At 64.7% G+C, this 17,022-nt stretch carries 18 protein-coding genes; 12 read left to right on the top strand and 6 right to left on the bottom strand.

Translation table 11 applies throughout. The annotated features are described in order from the left end of the window. Positions 1–112: 112 nt before the first annotated feature. Positions 113–1,138 carry a Fe(3+) ABC transporter substrate-binding protein gene (locus H607_RS0105770; protein ID WP_028874638.1) on the top strand — a complete coding sequence of 342 codons (1,026 nt, stop codon included), beginning with the start codon at positions 113–115 and terminating at the stop codon, positions 1,136–1,138. Between the two features lie 52 nt (positions 1,139–1,190). On the opposite strand, the gene H607_RS11945 is transcribed toward H607_RS0105770, so the two are convergent. Further along, entirely contained in the window at positions 1,191–2,876 is a 1,686-nt protein-coding gene (locus H607_RS11945) for an ABC transporter permease (protein ID WP_051240707.1), read from the bottom strand. Positions 2,877–2,945: 69 nt separating this feature from the next. Here H607_RS11945 and H607_RS0105780 point away from each other — a divergent pair, with 69 nt between their 5' ends. Then, positions 2,946–3,983: an ABC transporter ATP-binding protein gene (locus H607_RS0105780; RefSeq protein ID WP_028874639.1), complete on the top strand. Its 1,038-nt coding sequence runs from the start codon at positions 2,946–2,948 to the stop codon at positions 3,981–3,983. Positions 3,984–4,057: 74 nt separating this feature from the next. On the opposite strand, the gene H607_RS0105785 is transcribed toward H607_RS0105780, so the two are convergent. Further along, positions 4,058–4,363, bottom strand: a complete 306-nt coding sequence (locus tag H607_RS0105785) for a hypothetical protein (RefSeq protein WP_028874640.1) — start codon at positions 4,361–4,363, stop codon at positions 4,058–4,060. A 291-nt stretch (positions 4,364–4,654) separates the two neighbouring features. Between H607_RS0105785 and H607_RS0105790 the strand changes: the two genes are divergently transcribed. Beyond that, on the top strand, positions 4,655–6,844 hold the full coding sequence (locus tag H607_RS0105790) for a UvrD-helicase domain-containing protein (protein ID WP_028874641.1): 2,190 nt from the start codon (positions 4,655–4,657) through the stop codon (positions 6,842–6,844). On the opposite strand, the gene H607_RS0105795 is transcribed toward H607_RS0105790, so the two are convergent. The 4 genes from H607_RS0105795 to flgA form a co-directional block, all read right to left on the bottom strand. Beyond that, a complete protein-coding gene (locus H607_RS0105795) occupies positions 6,841–7,620 on the bottom strand; it encodes a ParA family protein (RefSeq protein WP_028874642.1) in 780 nt (259 codons plus the stop codon). The two genes, H607_RS0105790 and H607_RS0105795, sit on opposite strands and share 4 nt — an antisense overlap. A 71-nt stretch (positions 7,621–7,691) precedes the next feature. Then, positions 7,692–8,177: a flagella synthesis protein FlgN gene (locus H607_RS0105800; RefSeq protein WP_028874643.1), complete on the bottom strand. Its 486-nt coding sequence runs from the start codon at positions 8,175–8,177 to the stop codon at positions 7,692–7,694. After that, positions 8,174–8,491, bottom strand: coding sequence for a flagellar biosynthesis anti-sigma factor FlgM (flgM, locus tag H607_RS0105805; RefSeq protein ID WP_051240708.1), 318 nt, complete (start codon positions 8,489–8,491; stop codon positions 8,174–8,176). The genes H607_RS0105800 and flgM overlap by 4 nt, the downstream gene beginning before the upstream one ends. Positions 8,492–8,563: 72 nt before the next feature. After that, a complete protein-coding gene (gene flgA / locus H607_RS11950) occupies positions 8,564–9,265 on the bottom strand; it encodes a flagellar basal body P-ring formation chaperone FlgA (RefSeq protein ID WP_083961961.1) in 702 nt (233 codons plus the stop codon). Between the two features lie 171 nt (positions 9,266–9,436). Between flgA and flgB the strand changes: the two genes are divergently transcribed. From flgB to flgJ, 9 genes are all read left to right on the top strand, one after another. Then, a complete protein-coding gene (flgB, locus tag H607_RS0105815; RefSeq protein WP_028874645.1) occupies positions 9,437–9,838 on the top strand; it encodes a flagellar basal body rod protein FlgB in 402 nt (133 codons plus the stop codon). Between the two features lie 22 nt (positions 9,839–9,860). After that, on the top strand, positions 9,861–10,265 hold the full coding sequence (gene flgC, locus H607_RS0105820; protein ID WP_028874646.1) for a flagellar basal body rod protein FlgC: 405 nt from the start codon (positions 9,861–9,863) through the stop codon (positions 10,263–10,265). A 59-nt stretch (positions 10,266–10,324) separates the two neighbouring features. After that, positions 10,325–11,008 (top strand): flagellar hook assembly protein FlgD, encoded by a 684-nt coding sequence (locus H607_RS0105825; protein WP_028874647.1) that lies wholly within the window; start codon positions 10,325–10,327, stop codon positions 11,006–11,008. A gap of 14 nt (positions 11,009–11,022) precedes the next feature. Next, positions 11,023–12,306, top strand: coding sequence for a flagellar hook protein FlgE (gene flgE, locus H607_RS0105830; RefSeq protein ID WP_028874648.1), 1,284 nt, complete (start codon positions 11,023–11,025; stop codon positions 12,304–12,306). A 25-nt stretch (positions 12,307–12,331) separates the two neighbouring features. Then, positions 12,332–13,075, top strand: a complete 744-nt coding sequence (gene flgF, locus H607_RS0105835; RefSeq protein ID WP_028874649.1) for a flagellar basal-body rod protein FlgF — start codon at positions 12,332–12,334, stop codon at positions 13,073–13,075. 147 nt (positions 13,076–13,222) lie between these two features. Next, entirely contained in the window at positions 13,223–14,005 is a 783-nt protein-coding gene (flgG, locus tag H607_RS0105840) for a flagellar basal-body rod protein FlgG (RefSeq protein WP_028874650.1), read from the top strand. An 11-nt stretch (positions 14,006–14,016) separates the two neighbouring features. Next, positions 14,017–14,709 (top strand): flagellar basal body L-ring protein FlgH, encoded by a 693-nt coding sequence (locus H607_RS0105845; RefSeq protein WP_028874651.1) that lies wholly within the window; start codon positions 14,017–14,019, stop codon positions 14,707–14,709. Between the two features lie 10 nt (positions 14,710–14,719). Further along, entirely contained in the window at positions 14,720–15,868 is a 1,149-nt protein-coding gene (locus H607_RS0105850; RefSeq protein ID WP_051240709.1) for a flagellar basal body P-ring protein FlgI, read from the top strand. Positions 15,869–15,881: 13 nt separating this feature from the next. Beyond that, entirely contained in the window at positions 15,882–16,982 is a 1,101-nt protein-coding gene (gene flgJ, locus H607_RS11955; protein ID WP_037989790.1) for a flagellar assembly peptidoglycan hydrolase FlgJ, read from the top strand. Positions 16,983–17,022 lie beyond the last annotated feature (40 nt).

Genomic DNA, 17,022 nt, shown 5'->3' on the forward strand with positions numbered 1-17,022 from the left:
GGCGGGGCAAAGGGCCGGGAGTCTCCGCGAGGTGCACGATGCTTGCGTCGAGTGACTTAGTGTATAATGAAAAAGATAGTAATTATCATTTATTGTCGATCGAGGAGCTCCAATGAAACGAACGTTCGTAACGGTGGCGGTGCTGACGGCAGCCTTGTTCGCTCCAGCGCTGAAGGCCCAGGAACCGGTGGTCAACGTCTACTCGACGCGGCACTACCCCACCGACACCCGTCTCTACGAAAACTTCACGGCCGCCACCGGTATCAAGGTGAACCTGATCGAGGGGCAGGAAGATCCACTCATCGAGCGCATCCGGGCCGAGGGGGAGAACAGCCCGGCCGACGTGCTGATCACGGTCGATGCGGGGCGTCTGTGGCGTGCTGAGCAAATGGGGCTCTTCGCTCCGGTGCGCTCCGAGCTGTTGGAGACGCGGATTCCGGCGCATTTCCGTCATCCGGAAGGGAAGTGGTTCGGGTTCTCTTATCGCGCTCGCGCCATCGTTTACAACAAGGCGGCGGTGTCGGGCGGCGAGATCAAAGACTATGCTGATCTTGCCGATCCGAAATGGAAAGGGCGCGTGTGCGTGCGCTCTTCGAGCAACGTGTACAACTTGTCCCTGCTCGCGGCGCTCATCGAGCACTGGGGCGAGGAAAAGGCGCGTGCCTGGGCACAGGCAGTGAAAAACAATCTCGCGCGCCCGCCGCAAGGGTCCGATACCGATCAGATCAAGGCGGTGGCCGCCGGTGAGTGCGACGTGGCGCTGGTAAACCACTATTATTATGCGCGTTTCCTCGCTTCCGACAAGCCCGAAGATATGAACGTGGCGCGCAAAGTGTCGCTGGTGTGGCCGGACCAGGACGGGAACGGCACCCACGTGAATATTTCCGGAGCGGGCATGGTGCGCACCGCGCCGCACAAAGAAGCCGCGATCCGTTTCCTCGAGTATCTGGCGAGCGAGGAGGCGCAGGTTTATTTCGCGGTGGGCAACAACGAATGGCCTACGGTGCCCGACGTAGCCTATCGCAACCGCGTGCTCGCGTCGCTGGGCGAATTCAAGATTGATCCCTTGCCGGTGGAGGTGCTGGGTAAGAACCAGCCGCTGGCACAGAGAATTTTCGACGAGGTGGGTTGGCGCTGAGGGCGAGCTCTACCGTCGTTCGCGAAACGCCCGGTCTGGAAGCCGGGCGTTTTCATGCCGTGTCCGAGGCGGCATCGACCCCGTGCAGAGGATTTTTCTCGTCCGCACGCGCTTGGCCATGGCGGGTGATCTGATGAGCCAGTAACAGCACCGGCCCGAGAGCAACGAGTACGAGGGTGAGCGAGGGCAGCCCCAGCTCGGCCAGGCGCTCATCGGCTGCCAGGGTATGAACCTGAGTGGCGAGCGTGTCGAAATTGAAAGGGCGCATCACCAGTGTGGCCGGTAACTCCTTCATCACGTCGACGAAGACGAGCAGGGCTGCGGTCAAGAGGCTCTTCGTCAGGAGCGGCGCGTGGATGCAGGCGAGTGTGCGCCACAGGCCGCTGCCGAGCGTGCGCGCGGCTTCATCCATCGCCTGAGGAATCTTCGCGAGCCCCGCTTCCACCGTATGCAGTGCCGTGCTGAGGAAACGAACCAGATAAGCATAGACGAGGCCGGCGAGACTGCCGGTGAGGAGTAGCCCCGGTGAGAGGCCGAAGGTCTGGTGCAGCCAGGTGGCGATCAGATTGTCGAGTGCGGCTGCCGGCAAGAGCACGCCGACGGCGATGACCACTCCCGGCAGAGCATAGCCCAGCCCCACGAGCCGGTTGAGCAGGCGTGCCAGCGGTGACGGTTTCAGCCGCGCGTGGTAAGCGAACAGGAGCGTCAGCACCACGGCAAGGAGCGCGGTCATGGTGGCGAGTCGGAGGCTATTGCCGGCGGCGCGCCAGAAACGCAGGTCGACGGCCACGGACGGTTCCTGCAGGCTCATCGCCAGCAAGAGGATCGCGGGCAGCAGAAAGCCCAAGATCACCGGCAGGGCACAGGTGCAGCAGGCAAGCGTGGCGCGCCAGCCGAAGAGTTGCGTCCGCGGCACGGGAGTCTGTTGTCTGCCGGCATCGAACTTTGCCCGCCGCCGGCTGGCCCGTTCCAGCCATAGCAAGAGCAGCACGAAACCGACGAGCATGGAGGCGAGCTGCGCTGCCGCTACCCGGTCTCCCAGCGAATACCAGGTACGGAAGATTCCCGTGGTGAAAGTGGGAATGCCGAAATAGGCCACGGTACCGTAGTCGGCGAGCGCTTCCATGAGCGCGAGCGCCGTGCCGGCGGCGATCGCCGGACGGGCGAGCGGCAGGCTTACTTGCCAGAAGGTGTGCCAGGGGGGGGTGCCGAGCGTGCGCGCTGCTTCGAGCATGGCCGGGCTGCGCTCGAGGAACGCCGTGCGTGCGAGCAGGTAGACGTAAGGGTAGAGCGCCAGCACGAGAATGGTCACGGCGCCGCCGAGCGAGCGGATGGGCGGAAACCAGTAATCGCGTACGCTCCAGCCGGTGAGTTCGCGCAACGCGCTTTGTAGCGGGCCGCTCACCTGGAGAAAATCGGTGTAGGCGTAGGCCATTACATAGGCCGGCATGGCGAACGGCAGGATCAGCGCCCACTCCAGCAGGCGACGGCCGGGGAACTCGTGCGTGGCGGTGAGCCAGGCGCAGCTCACGCCGATGATGGTCGTGCCCAGCGCCACGCCCAGCGCGATCCAGGCGGTATTGCGCAGGTAGTCCGGCAAGACGGTACGGACGAGATGGGCCCAGACGTCACTGGTGCTCGGCTGTAGTAGCTGCGCGAGCACGCTGAGAAGCGGCACCACGGCGAGCAGGGCCAGTAAGGTGACGAGAAGGGTGGAGAGGGAAAAAGACCGGGGCATAGGCATCTCATGAGGCGGACAATACATTATAATGAGAATCGATACATTTTGGCCCAAGGAACGATATCGGTGTCGGCTGCACTCGAAATTCGCGGTTTGCATCATGCCTACGGCGTGCACGTCGTGGTACGCGACTTGTCGCTCGCCCTGGCTCCCGGGGAGATCGGTGCCTTGCTCGGCGCGAGCGGTTGTGGCAAGACGACGGTGCTGCGCTGCGTGGCCGGGTTCGAAGCCCCTCAGCGAGGCGAGATCCGCATCGACGGGCAGACCGTGACGCGACCCGGACTGGTCGTGCCGCCAGAGCGACGGCGCATCGGTATGGTTTTCCAAGATCACGCCCTATTTCCACACCTCACCATCGCCCAGAACGTCGCCTTTGGTCTGCGGAGCTTGGATCGACGGGCGCGGGCGAACCGCGTGGCGGAGATGCTGGACGTGGTGGGCTTGAACACCTTGGCCGATGCCTGGCCCCATCAGCTCTCGGGCGGTCAGCGGCAGCGGGCAGCGCTTGCCCGGGCCTTGGCGCCGCAGCCGGCGTTGCTCCTGCTCGACGAGCCTTTTTCCAGCCTCGACGAAGCGTTGCGTGCGCGCCTGGCGCATGAGGTACGCGCTTTGTTGCGCGATCGCGGCATGACGGCACTCGTCGTGACGCACGATCAGCACGAAGCGTTCGCCATGGCCGACGTCGTCGGCCTGATGCACGAGGGGCGTATCGAGCAATGGTGCAGCCCCGAAGCGCTTTATCGTGCGCCGACTACCCGATATGCCGCGAGTTTCGTCGGTGAAGGCGTTTTCTTGCGGGGGCGGGTTTCGGACACGGGGGAGGTCGAAACCGCTCTGGGCCGTTTACCGGTGCGCTTCGCGGGGCACGACCGTGCCGAGCCGGGGGCGAGCGTCGAGGTGCTGCTGCGTCCGGAGGATGTTCGCCTCGAAGCGTTCGCCGCCGTGCGGGCACGCGTGGTGGATGTCCTGTTCCGAGGGGCGCAGTGCCGGCTTACGCTGCGGCTGGATTCCGGCGAGGAGGTGTTCGCCTTGTCCCACGAGGCACCGCTTTTGGGAGAGACGGTGGGCGTGTCGGTGCGGCCGGCGGATTTCCCCGCTTTTTAGAGGTGCAAAAAAAACGCCCGCGCGGGGCGGGCGTGAACTCCATCGAGATGGAGAGGGAGGGAGACAAGATTCGGTCAGGCGGCGCGGCTGCGCTCGAGTATTTTTTCGCTGGCACGCAGCAGATCAGTGGCTGCACGCAGCGGCATGCTCATCAGGCGATGCTGCAGGCGCAACCAGGCAGTGATGGGATGCAGGCGTTGCGACTCGGCTTCGGCGAGTCGATGGAATTCGTTCCAGGCGGTTTGCCAAAAAGGCGAGGATCCGACCCAGCCCGTGGCGAGCGTGGCACGACGCACGGCTTCGACCCACAGCGCCTGTGCGCGCTCTTCGGGCAGATCGTATTGCTTGGCAAACCAGGGCAGGAGTTTGGGCGTTTTCATCGCTCGGTCCTTACCGCTTCGTGGGCGGCGATTCGGTTGGGCGGCATGTTGTGCCGCAACACATGCTCGCATTATCGTGATCCGACCGGGAGAACGCAAGGGGATCTTACTTTTTGTTGCACCCTTGCAACGTCTCGCATCGTGGAACGGAAAAATTCCAATCGCGTTCTTCGGTTTTCTTTTCTATTTGATGCTGCATTGCAGCAAAAGTTCCGCTGACCTGCTCCTCGACGGCGGAGGGTACAATCGGGGGGCGAGAGATCATGCCGGCACGAGGCCGGAGGACGGACGATGCACGAGGTTTTGCAGGGACTCAATCCGGAACAGCGCGCGGCGGTGACCCTGCCGCCGCAGCACGCCCTTATCCTGGCCGGTGCAGGCTCGGGGAAGACTCGGGTGCTCACGAGCCGTATCGCCTGGCTGCTGGAGACGGGCGAGGCGGGGCCGCACGAGATCATGGCGGTGACCTTCACCAACAAGGCGGCGCGCGAGATGGCCTCGCGCCTGGCGGGACTCTTGCCCGAGGCGCTGCGCCCGAGCCTGCGTCGCATGTGGGTGGGGACCTTCCACGCGCTGGCGAACCGCCTCCTGCGCATTCACCATGAAGCGGCCGGTTTGCCGCAAATGTTCCAAATCCTCGATACGGCCGACCAACTCTCGGCCATCAAGCGCCTGCTCAAGCGGCTCAACGTCTCCGAGCAGACGGCGCCGCCGCGCGAGCTGCTTTCCTTCATCAACGCGCACAAGGAGCAGGGACTGCGCCCGGACAAGGTGGCAGCCGAGTCGCGCCGCGCCGAGCGCTTTTTGCCGCTGTGGCAGGAGTACGAGGCACAGTGCCAGCGCGAAGGGGTGGTGGATTTCGCCGAATTGCTCCTGCGCAGCGACGAGCTGCTCGCGCGCGACGAGGCGCTGCGCGCGCATTACCGCGCACGGTTCCGGCACGTGCTGGTCGACGAATTCCAGGATACCAACGCCCTGCAATACCGCTGGCTGCAGCGCTTTGCTGCCGATCCGGTCACGGGCGAGGCCGGGGCCTTCCTCTTTTGTGTGGGCGACGACGATCAGTCGATCTACGGTTTTCGCGGGGCGCTCGCGCGCAACCTGATGCGTTTCGAGCAGGAATTCCGCGTGCAGGCGGTGATCCGGCTCGAGCGCAACTACCGCTCACATGGCAACATCCTCGCGGCGGCCAACGCCATCATCGCCCACAACCGCGAGCGCCTGGGCAAGAATCTATGGACCGAGGCGGGCGAGGGCGAGCCGATCCGCGTGTTCCAGGCGCCCGACGACGGTACCGAGGCCCGTTTCGTGGCCGAGGAGATCGGCAATTTGCTGCGCGAAGGCGTCTCGGCCGAGCAGATCGCCGTGCTCTATAGGGCGAACGCCCAGTCGCGCGCGCTGGAGCACGCGCTCCTTGCCGCCGGCATTCCCTATCGCGTCCATGGCGGACAGCGGTTCTTCGACCGCGCCGAGATCAAGCACGCGCTCGCCTACCTGAGGCTGCTGTTGCTGCCCGACGACGAGACGGCCTTCCTGCGGGTGGTGAACTTCCCGCCGCGCGGCATCGGGGCGCGCACGCTGGAGGCGCTGGCGGCACAGCGCGACGAGGAAACCGGCATCAGCGCGGCGGCCACGCGCATCACCGGCCGGGCGGGAGCGGCTTTGCAGGGATTCCTCCAGCTGCTCGAGCGCCTGCGCGAACAGACGCGCGAGTCGCCATTGCCGGAACTCGTCGAGCGGGTGATCGGCGGCTCGGGGTTGCGCACGCACTACGCCGCCGAGCGCGACGGGAGCGACCGGCTGGAGAACCTCGACGAACTCGTGAGCGCGGCGAGCGATTTCGTCGCCCAGATGGCGAGCGAGGGGATCGAGGCGCAGGGGCACGAGATGCTCGCCCTCTTCCTGCAGCACGCCGCGCTCGAATCCGGCGAACAGCAGGCCGAGGCGGGCCGGGCAGCGGTGCAGCTGATGACGGTGCACGCCTCCAAGGGGCTGGAGTTCGACGTCGTCTTCCTCACCGGGCTGGAGGAAGGGCTCTTTCCCCATCAGAACAGCCTGTACGCCGACGGCGGGGTGGAAGAGGAGCGGCGCTTGATGTACGTGGCGGTGACCCGGGCGCGCCAGCGCCTTTATCTCTCCTGGGCCGACATCCGCATGCTGCACGGGCAGACCGAATACCATCAACCCTCGCGTTTTCTCGAGGAGATCCCGGCGGAGCTCTTGCTGTGGCTCAACGCCAGGAGTCGTGAGCAGAAAGCGCTCCAGCCCACGCCGTCGCGCGCTTCTTCCGCTCCGGCGCCGGCGACGACGGCAGGCAACGGTTGGCGCAGCGGCGAGCGGGTGCGCCATCCGCGCTTCGGCGAGGGGGTGATTCTGGCGGTGGAAGGCGCCGGGGCACACGCTCAGGCGAGCGTGCGCTTCGGTCCCGAGGTGGGCGTCAAGCGGCTGTTGTTGTCGGTGGCGCCGCTCGAGCGGCTCTAGCCGGCGGTGCGTGCTTCGATCGCCTCGAAGAGGGCGGCGAATTCCTGTGCCAGCCGATGGCCGGGTTCGAGCTCGACGAGCGGCAGGCTCTTCTGGTGCGATTCCTTTACCTTGACCGAGCTCGAGAGATAGGGCGAGAGCACGGGCAAACCTTGGGCCGCGAGTTCGTCCACCGCCTGTCGCGGCAAGGTGGCGCGGCTCTGGAACTGGTTGACCACGATGCCTGCCAGTTGCAGTTCGGGGTTGTGGTCGGCGCGGACTTCCTCGAGCGTTTCGAGGAGTTGCAGGAGGGCGCGGCGGGCGAATTCGTCGCAGTCGTAGGGGATGAGGCACCAGCGCGCGGCGATGAGTGCCGAGCGGGTGTAGAAGTTGAGCGCCGGCGGCGTGTCGATGTAGATGCGGTCGAACTGCGCCGCGAGCTCGCGCAGGGCTTCGCGCAGCTTGAAGATTTTGTAGCGGGATTCGAGTTTGCTTTGGAGTTCTTCGAGCGCTCCGTGGCCGGCGAGCAGGGCGAGGTTCTCGTGCCCCGTGGGCAGGACGAATTCCTCGGTGCGCCGCGGGTTGAGCTTGAAGTTGAGCGTCTGGTCGAAAAATTCGGCAAGCGTCGGTTCGGCGGTTTCCGCGGCTTCGCCCAGCAGGTAGCGCGTGGTGTTCGCCTGCGGGTCGAGATCGACCACGAGAGTGCGCAGCCCGCGCCGGGCGGCGATGGCGGCGAGATTGACGGTGATGGTGGACTTGCCCACCCCGCCTTTTTGGTTGAAGACGACGGTGATCATGACGCGAGGCTCCGGCGATCGGCCAACGGGTTGCATTGTGGCAGAAAATGCCCGTTTCGACGACGGGGCGTTCAGGCCGAGCCCAGCGGACGCCGGGTGGCGGTGCGCAGGCGCGTGGTGCCGAGCGCGTCGTAGGTGGTGAGGCGCTCCTGGGCGCCGAGGAGCACGTCGAGCGCCTGCTGGTTGAGCGCGAGTCGCTCGCGGATGAAGGTGCCGTTTTCGAGGTTGGCGCGCTGGCAGCGTTCGGCAAGCGTTCGAATGCGTTCCCACACGGGCGCAAGCGAGGGCTCCTGCATCCATTCCTGCAACACGTGGGCGGCTTCCTCGTCCGTCTTGCCGGTGCTTTTGGCCGCGAGCAGCAGTTTTTGCCGGGCACAGTTCTGCAGCGTTTCCGCGACACGATTCTTCTCTTCGACGGCCGCGGAGATCGCCTCGGCCTCGCCGGCGAGCAGTGCCCGGCGCTCTTCCTCGAGCACGGCCAAGAAACGCTCGAGCGCGCGTTCCTCCTGCGCGAGTAGCTGTGACAGCAGGGCGAGGACGGCGGGCGGCAGGTTCATCGTCCCTCGCGCGCTAGCCGGTCGCGTACCTCGGAGAGCAGACCGTCGGCGATGCGCTCGGGGTCGACACGAAAACGCCCGTCGCGGATGGCTTGCGACAGCTCCGCGACTTTACCTTGGTCGATCTCCGGCGTGCTTTCCATGGCGCTTTCCCCTTGCGCGAGCAGGTTGGCCAGCCGCGAGACGGCGACCGTCTCGCTGCCGCCGGCTGCCTCGCTCGCCGGGGCATCAGGCAGCTTCTTGCCGTTCGTGGCCGGCGGGCGCAGGGATTCGGCGCCGCCCGTCGCCGGCGGGGTCGGGGTACCGATTTTCATGGCCAATCCTCATTCGTCCAATGGCATCTTGAATGGGATTACGGCAGGTATGAGCGGAAACTTTAGCATTTTTCAGGGGTTGATGAGGACCGAGCCGTCGGCCTGCGCCTGCCCTGAGACGACGCGGCCACCTTCGAGCCGCACCCGCACCGTTTCGCCCGGCGCGGCGCGATTGAGCGCCTTGCCGCGATTCTCCACCACGAACCCGGGGCCGGTGGCGCGGACGACGACTTCCGTGCCCGGTGAGACGACGTCGGGCAGCACGATCTGGCTCTGGCGCAGGGGCTGGCCGGCCGCCATGCTGCCGCGCAGCCGGGCGCCCACCACGCGGGAGGCATCGAGCACCACGTCTTCCGGCAGCGCCGTGAGTTCTCCTTCTTCACGGCGCAGATCGTCGGGCGAGAGGATCTGCCCCGCGCGCAAGGGCCGGGCGCTTTGGTAGTAGGTGCCGAAGACGGCGACCCTGGCCGTGAGATAGGCCGTCCAGGGCATGGCTTCAGTGCAGCGCACGCCCACCGCTACGCGCCCCCACAGCCGCACGTTCTCCGGCACGAAGGCTTCCAGCTTGCGACAGGGAGGGAGCTGATTGTAGGGGTCGAACGGATCGACCTCGATCTGCACCCGCCCTGGCAGCCCCGCCGTCGCCTGCTGCAGGAAGGATCGCACGGTCTGCTCTACCGCCTGTGGCTCCTGGCGCGCTTCGGCCGCAAGGGGACACAACGCGAGCGCGACGGGAAAGAAAAAGGCGAAAAAGCGGGCGGCGTTCACGTTCATGGGCCGCAGTTCTAACACGGATCGGCAAGCCCGGCAATCCTTGCCGGCAGGCAAGCGCGAATTTGCCGGGCAGAAACCCCGATGTTCCGCCCTTTGCCTTGACGGGCAGGGACGTATCCTGTCAGGCATGGAAAGTGCTCATTACCCGTCGTCCCAAACCGGAGGATGACCATGTTGGAAAAACTCGAACAAGCCCTTGCCTTCCAGCGCCAGGCGCTCGAAGTGCAGGCCCGCAGGCAACAGCTCATCGCCTCGAACATCGCCAACGCCGACACGCCCGGCTATAAGGCGCGCGACCTCGATTTCCGCGCTGCCCTTACCAAGGCCCAGTCGAGCCGCAGCGCCCCCGGGCTCAAGAAAACCGACCCCGAACACCTCTCGGCCGGCGACGACGATCCGCTTGCCGAATACGAAGGCTACCGCACCGAAGTGCAATCGGCCGTCGACGGCAACACCGTCGACATGGACCAGGAACGCACGGCCTTCGCCGAGACGGCGTTTCACTACGAGGCGAGCCTCAATTTCATCAACCGCTTGCTCAAGAGTATGCGCACTGCCATCACCGGGCAGTGAGTGACAGGGCAGGGAGATCGTCATGGCAATGCTCGATGTGCTCAAGGTGGCGGGCTCGGCGCTCACGGCGCAGTCCGTCCGCCTCAACACCACCGCCTCCAACCTCGCCAACGCCGAGAGCGTCGTCGGTCCCGACGGCCAGCCCTACCGCGCCAAGCAAGTGGTCTTCCGCACCACCCCCATCCGCGACGGTGAGGCGCAGGGCGTACAGGTGAGCCAGATCGTGCAAAGCGCCGCCCCGATGCGCCTCGTCTATGAACCCAACAACCCGGCGGCCGACGAGAACGGTTACGTGCAGATGCCCAACGTGAACGTGGTCGAGGAGATGGTCAACATGATCTCCGCCTCGCGCTCGTACCAGAACAACGTCGAGGTCATCAATACGGCACGGAGTTTGCTACAGAAAACCTTGACGATCGGACAGTAAGCAAAGCGCGGTTGACGCTGCTTGCCGCGACCGGCAAGTAACCCAACGGGAGATTCATCATGAGCACGACCACCACTTCCCCCTCGGCGGCCACCACGGCGAGCTCGATCCTGGCGCAGTACGGTCAGCGCGAGACGAGCAAGAGCGTAACGGCCGGTGCCGTCGAGGACATGCAGAACCGCTTCCTGACGCTCTTGACCACCCAGCTCAAGAACCAGGATCCCCTGAACCCCATGGACAACGCCGAGGTGACCTCGCAGCTGGCGCAGATGAGCACGGTGCAGGGCATCGAAAAGCTGAATGCTCTCGTTTCTGGCTTGGCGGACACGGCGCAGATGACCGACATGGCTTCGCTCGTCGGACGCGGGGTGCTGGTGGCGGGCAACCAGATCACGCTCACGAGCTCGGGCGGTATCGGCGGGGTGGATTTGCCCAGCGACGCGAGCAGCGTGAAAGTGACGATCACCGACCAGTCCGGCCTCACGGTACGCACCCTCGATCTCGGTTCGCTCGAAGCGGGCAGCCACAATTTCGTCTGGGACGGCAAGGCCGACGACGGTCAAGCCGCCCAGCCTGGCATTTACAAACTCAAGGTCGAGGCGAAAAACGGCAGCGACACGGTCAATGCCACCACCTTGCAGCTCGGGCAGGTCACCGGCATCGTGAAAGGCCCCAAGAGCACCGACCTGCAAGTGGGCGATCTGGGGATTTTCACGCTCGACGAAGTCAAGCAGATCATGTGAGATAGGAGAGGATCATGGCATTCCAACAAGGCTTGAGCGGCCTATCCAGCTCCTCGCAGGCGCTCGACGTCATCAGCCACAACGTGGCCAACGCCAACACCACCGGCTTCAAGGCGAGCCAGACGGTGTTCGCCGACGTTTATTCCTCCACCCTCGGCGCCGATCCGTACAAGCAAGTCGGCAGTGGTTCCCGTGTGGCCGCCATACGCCAGAATTTCAGCCAGGGTAGCATCACCGAGACGGGAAATTCGCTCGACATGGCGATCAATGGCGATGGTTTCTTCATGGTGAAACGCCCCGTGCTGGGCGACAACCAGACATTCTACACTCGCGCAGGGGAGTTTCAGCTCGACAAGGACGGCTACGTGATCACGGCCACGGGTTATCAGCTGCTCGGCTATCCCGGAACGGCAGGGGCAGGAGACGCGGTGCCGATCAAGGTGCCATACGATACCGGCACACCGAAGGAAACTTCGACCGTCAGCATGACGTTCAATCTGGATGCCAATCAGCCGGTAATCACAACGACTCCTCCTGATCCATCCAAACCTGAAACCTATAATTTTTCGACTACGGTCGTTACGTATGATTCCTTGGGGATCGCGCATAATTTGAATTTGTATTTTGTGCGAACCAGTAATACCAGCCCTTCTCAGTGGGAAGCATATTGGTCTCTTTCCGGAGATAAAACTTCTGACCCGGCAGAAGGAGGGACTTTGCAGGGTCCTTTGACAATGGAATTCGACGGCTCGGGCAAAATGACAACTCCCGTTCCGGGAACAGTTCCTACTTTTTCTTTGAGCGGCATCAACTTGGCCAATGGCGCAACCATTGGAGGTGTGGTCGGTGGAGTGTCCGACAACACAATCGACCTGAATTTTTCCGCCACCCAATTCGCCCTCGCCTCTTCTGTGAATACCATCAGTCAAGACGGCGTGCCTGCCGGAGAACTGGCGAGCGTGTCGGTAACGAAAGAGGGGCAAGTCCAGGCGCGGTATACCAACGGCAACGTGGTTACGGTGGGGACGGTGGCGATCGCTGCTTTCCGCAATCCGAATGGTTTGGTGTCGATGGGCGACAACCTGTGGATTGCCTCGCTCGAATCGGGGCCGGGCGTGGCGGGAACGCCAGGAGCGGGTACCCGCGGCTTCATCAGCGGCGGCGCGGTCGAAGCCTCCAACGTCGATCTCACCGCCGAGCTGGTCAACATGATCGTGCAGCAGCGCGCCTATCAGGCGAACGCCCAGTCGATCAAGACCCAGGACCAGATCCTGCAGACCGTCATCAACCTGCGCTGATAACGGGCGCTGAAGGAGGACCGCGATGGACCGTGTCATCTATACCGCCATGACCGGCGCGAAATATACCCTGGAGCAGCAGGGGGCGGTGGCGAACAACCTCGCCAACGTGGATACCGCCGGTTTCAAGGAGGCGCTGCACCGGCTGCGCGCGGTCGACGTGCAAACCCAGGCGCTGCCTTCGCGTGCGTTCACGGTGGATGCCACGGTGGCGACCAACTTTGAGGCCGGACCGCTCGATTACACGGGGCGCCCGCTCGATGCGGCGATCGAGGGGCAGGGGTGGTTTGCCGTGCAGACGCCCGACGGCGGTGAAGCCTATACCCGCGCCGGCAATTTCCAGCTGAGTGCCAATGGCATTCTGCAACTGCCCAGCGGCCAACCCGTGCTGGGGGAGGACAACCAACCGGTGGCGTTGCCGCCAGATCGGGAATTCACCATCGGCAAGGACGGTACGATTTCGGCGGTCGATCCGGCCAACACCCAGGTCACGGAGGTGGTGGGGCGCCTCAAGCTGGTCAATCCGCCGGTGGAGAACCTGCAGCGGGGCGATGACGGGCTCTTTCGCCTGCAGGGGGGCGGAGCTGCGCCCATGGACGAGACGGTCCAGGTCTCGAGCGGCTATCTGGAGAAATCGAACGTGTCGCTCGTCGACCAGATGGTGCGCATGATTTCGCTCTCGCGCCAGTTCGAGATGAACACCAAGGTGATCACCTCCGCCCAGGAAAACGACTCGCGCGCCTCGGCCATTCTCTCGCCGGCCCGTTGAGGGGAGCAGCCGGCGGAAATGGGGCGGCAAAACGCCGGTTTTCCGGCGACGGGGGAGTCGGCGGTGGACGTAAGATGACGCCATGGAACGAAGCAATCGCGCCGCCCCAATCGATCGAACCGCGGCGGCGCCCACAGGAGAACGACCATGATCCGTTCGCTCTGGATCGCCCGTACGGGGCTCGACGCGCAGCAGACCCAGCTCGACGTCATCTCGAACAACCTCGCCAACGTGTCGACCAACGGCTTCAAGGCCCAGCGCGCCGTGTTCGAGGATCTGCTCTATCAGACCGTGCGCCAGCCCGGCGCGCAGCAGACGCAGCAGAACCAGATCGGCAGCGGCCTGCAGATGGGCACCGGCGTGCGTCCCGTGGCCACCGAGCGCATCTTCACCCAGGGCACGCTGCAGCAGACGGGCAACCCGCTCGACGTGGCCATCCAGGGGCGAGGCTTTTTCCAGATCCAGATGCCCGATGGCACCACGGCCTACACCCGGGATGGGTCGTTCCAGCTTGACAACCAGGGCAACGTGGTCACCGCCTCGGGCTATCCGCTGGTCGACGCGATCAACATTCCGCCCGATGCGCTTTCCGTGACCATCGGCAAGGACGGTGTGGTGAGCGTGCTGCAGCCTGGGGCGGTGGCGCCGGTGCAGGTGGGGCAAATCCAGCTCGTCACCTTCGTCAATGAGGGCGGCCTACAGGCGTTGGGGGAAAACCTCTTCGCCGAGACGCAATCGAGCGGCCCTCCGGCGGTGAACATCCCCGGCAACAACGGCTCCGGGGTGCTCAACCAGGGGTACGTGGAAAACTCGAACGTGAACGTCGCCGAGCAGCTGGTCAATATGATCATCACCCAGCGCGCCTACGAGCTCAATTCCAAGGCCGTGTCTACGTCCGACCAGATGCTCGCCCGCCTGACGCAGATGTGAAGGGGCGCGAGATGAAAGGCCGTGACTTTCTCCGAAGCGCATGCCGCAGCTGGCCGCTCTTTGCGCTGTTGGCGCTTGCCGGTTGCGCGGCGCTCGACACGACGCCGCCGGCGATCGTGCATCAGCCGATGACGGCGCGTCCGGCGCCGTTGCCTTCGGCGCCCAGCAACGGCGCCATCTATCAGGCAAGCGCCGTGCGCCCGCTCTTCGAAGATCGCAAGCCGCGCTACGTGGGCGACACGCTCACGATCAATCTCGTCGAGAATACCTCGGCGAAGAAGAACACCGGAGCGAATGCGAGCCGCGACACGAGTTCCAAGGAAAACGTCAATTCGATGAGCCGCCTGCCGCTGTCGGGGCTCGCGGGAATGGGGCTCAGCGCTAGTGGCAACGAAAGCCTTACTGCCAAAGGCGGCGCCTCGGCCGACAATACCTTCAAAGGCACGATCACCGTCACCGTGATCGACGTCTATCCCAATGGCAATCTCCTCGTTTCCGGCGAGAAGCAGCTCGCCATCAACCAGGGGCGCGAATACATCCGTTTCTCTGGGGTGGTCGATCCGGTGACCATCAGCGGCAAGAACACAGTCGATTCCACCTCGGTGGCTGATGCACGCATCGAATACGTCGGCAGCGGCTATATCGACGAAGCCCAGCGCATGGGCTGGCTGCAGCGTTTCTTCCTCAACTTCCTGCCGTTCTGAGGAGCCAGTCATGAACGGACGCATCTGGGTCGACCGTCGCGGGCATATCGGCAGGGTACTTTTTGCCCTGGTACTCGCCTGCGCCGGTTTCCTTGCCATCGTGCCCGCGCAGGCAGCTGAGCGCATCAAGGATCTCGTCTCGGTGGGCGGCGTGCGCGACAACCAGCTCGTCGGTTATGGTTTGGTGGTGGGGCTCGATGGCAGCGGCGACCAGACCACGCAAACGCCGTTCACAGTGCAGAGCGTGATCAACATGTTGCGCAGCCTGGGAGTGAATCTGCCGCCGACCTCCAACATGCAGCTCAAGAACGTCGCAGCCGTCATGGTCACGGCCGATCTGCCGCCGTTCGCGCGGGCCGGCCAGCGCATCGACGTCACGGTCTCTGCGCTGGGCAACGCCAAGAGCCTGAAAGGGGGCACGCTGGTGATGACCCCGCTCAAAGGGGCCGACGGGCAGATCTACGCCATGGCGCAGGGGAACGTCGTCGTGGGCGGCGCCGGTGCGCGCTCTGGAGGCGCGGCGCAGCAGATCAACCAGCTTGCTGCCGGGCGCATCCCGGCAGGGGCCACGGTGGAGCGGGAGGTGGGCAGCGACTTCGCGCAGAGCGACGTGATCCGGCTCGAACTCCAGGATACCGATTTCGGCACCGCTACCAAGATCGTGCGCGCCATCGAGCATGCCTTTGGCTTTGGCACGGCGGAAGCGCTCGACGGGCGCACGATCGCGGTGCGCGCGCCTGCCGACCCGTCCGATCGCGTCGCATTCCTTGCCCGGCTGCAGAATCTCACCGTCGAACCGGACGTGCAGCGCGCCAAGGTGGTGGTCAATTCCCGCACCGGTTCGGTGGTGATGAACCAGGCCGTGACCCTGCAGCACGTGGCCGTCGCCCACGGCAACCTCAAGGTGACGGTGGGCGAGAATCTTGCCGTGAGCCAGCCGAACACCCCCTTGGCTGGCGGTGCCACGGTGGCGGCGCGGCAAGGTCAGGTGCAGATCGAACAGCCGGTGGCGGTGATCCAGGAAATGAAAGGGGCGGCCAATCTCTCCGACGTCGTCAAGGCGCTCAATGCGCTCGGGGCCACGCCCATGGATCTCATCAGCATTTTGCAGGCTTTGAAGTCTGCCGGTGCCCTGCGCGCCGATCTGGAAGTGATCTGAGGGGGATGGCACCATGACCGCCCCCAGCGTTCCCGCCTTCGATCCGCGCTCGCTGCGCTCGCTGCAGAATCTCGCCAAGCAGGGCGACACGCCCGAAGCGCTGCGCGCCGCCGCCAAGCAGTTCGAGGCGGTGATGCTGCAGCAGATGCTCAAATCCATGCGCGCCACCGTGCCACGCGATCCCTTTACCGACAGCGAGGGAGGGCGCATGTTCCAGGAGATGAGCGACCAGCAGCTCGCGCAGAATCTCGCTGCCGGCCATGGCATCGGCCTGGCGGACATGCTCGCGCGGCAACTGCAGCGTCGCCTGGGCAAACAGGGCGAGGTCGCGACACAAACGGCGGCCGCCGGCAACGCGACCGGGGTGGCCGCATCCACCGCATCTTCCCCTGCGGGCGGATTTCCGCTCGACAACGTCCTGCGCCGGCCGGCAAACCTTGCCGGCAACCGGCAAGCAGCGCAGCAGGGCGCGCCGGTGGAAGAGAAAGGTTTTTTCGCTGCCTTGGGCGGAGCCTCCGACACGCCGGAGACGAGCGGGCAAAGGACGGATGCCGTTCCCGAGACCCTGCAGGGGCTCGTGCCTTCCTTCGCCGACACCGCGGCTGCCGTGCGCCAGGCCGAAACCGGCGATACGTCCGTGCCCGACAAGATCCGCCGTTTCGTCCAGGATACCCTGCCGCAGGCGAAACGGGCCGCGGCACAGCTGGGCGTGCCGCCGGAATTCCTCGTCGCCCAGGCGGCGCTCGAAAGCGGCTGGGGCAGTGCCGTCATCACCCGCCCCGACGGACGCTCGAGCTACAACCTCTTCAACATCAAGGCCGGGAGCAGCTGGAATGGCCCGACCGTGACCCTGCCGGTGACCGAATACGACAACGGCCGTGCCGTGACGGAGAACGCGAAGTTCCGCGTCTACTCTTCCTACTCGGCGGCCTTCGACGACTACGTGCGCCTCATCCGCGACAACGACCGCTACGCCGACGTTCCCGGCAGCCGTACGCCGCGGGCTTTCGCCTCGGCGCTGGTGCGCGGCGGCTATGCCACCGATCCGCGCTATGCCGACAAGATCGTCTCGATTCTGCAGGACAAACGCTTCCTCACCGCTTTGAAGAACTGAAAATGGCACGATATTTGCTTTATTCCCGTTGACTCCATTC

Origin of the sequence: Tepidiphilus margaritifer DSM 15129 (genome assembly GCF_000425565.1) — a bacterium.
Taxonomy (GTDB): domain Bacteria; phylum Pseudomonadota; class Gammaproteobacteria; order Burkholderiales; family Rhodocyclaceae; genus Tepidiphilus; species Tepidiphilus margaritifer.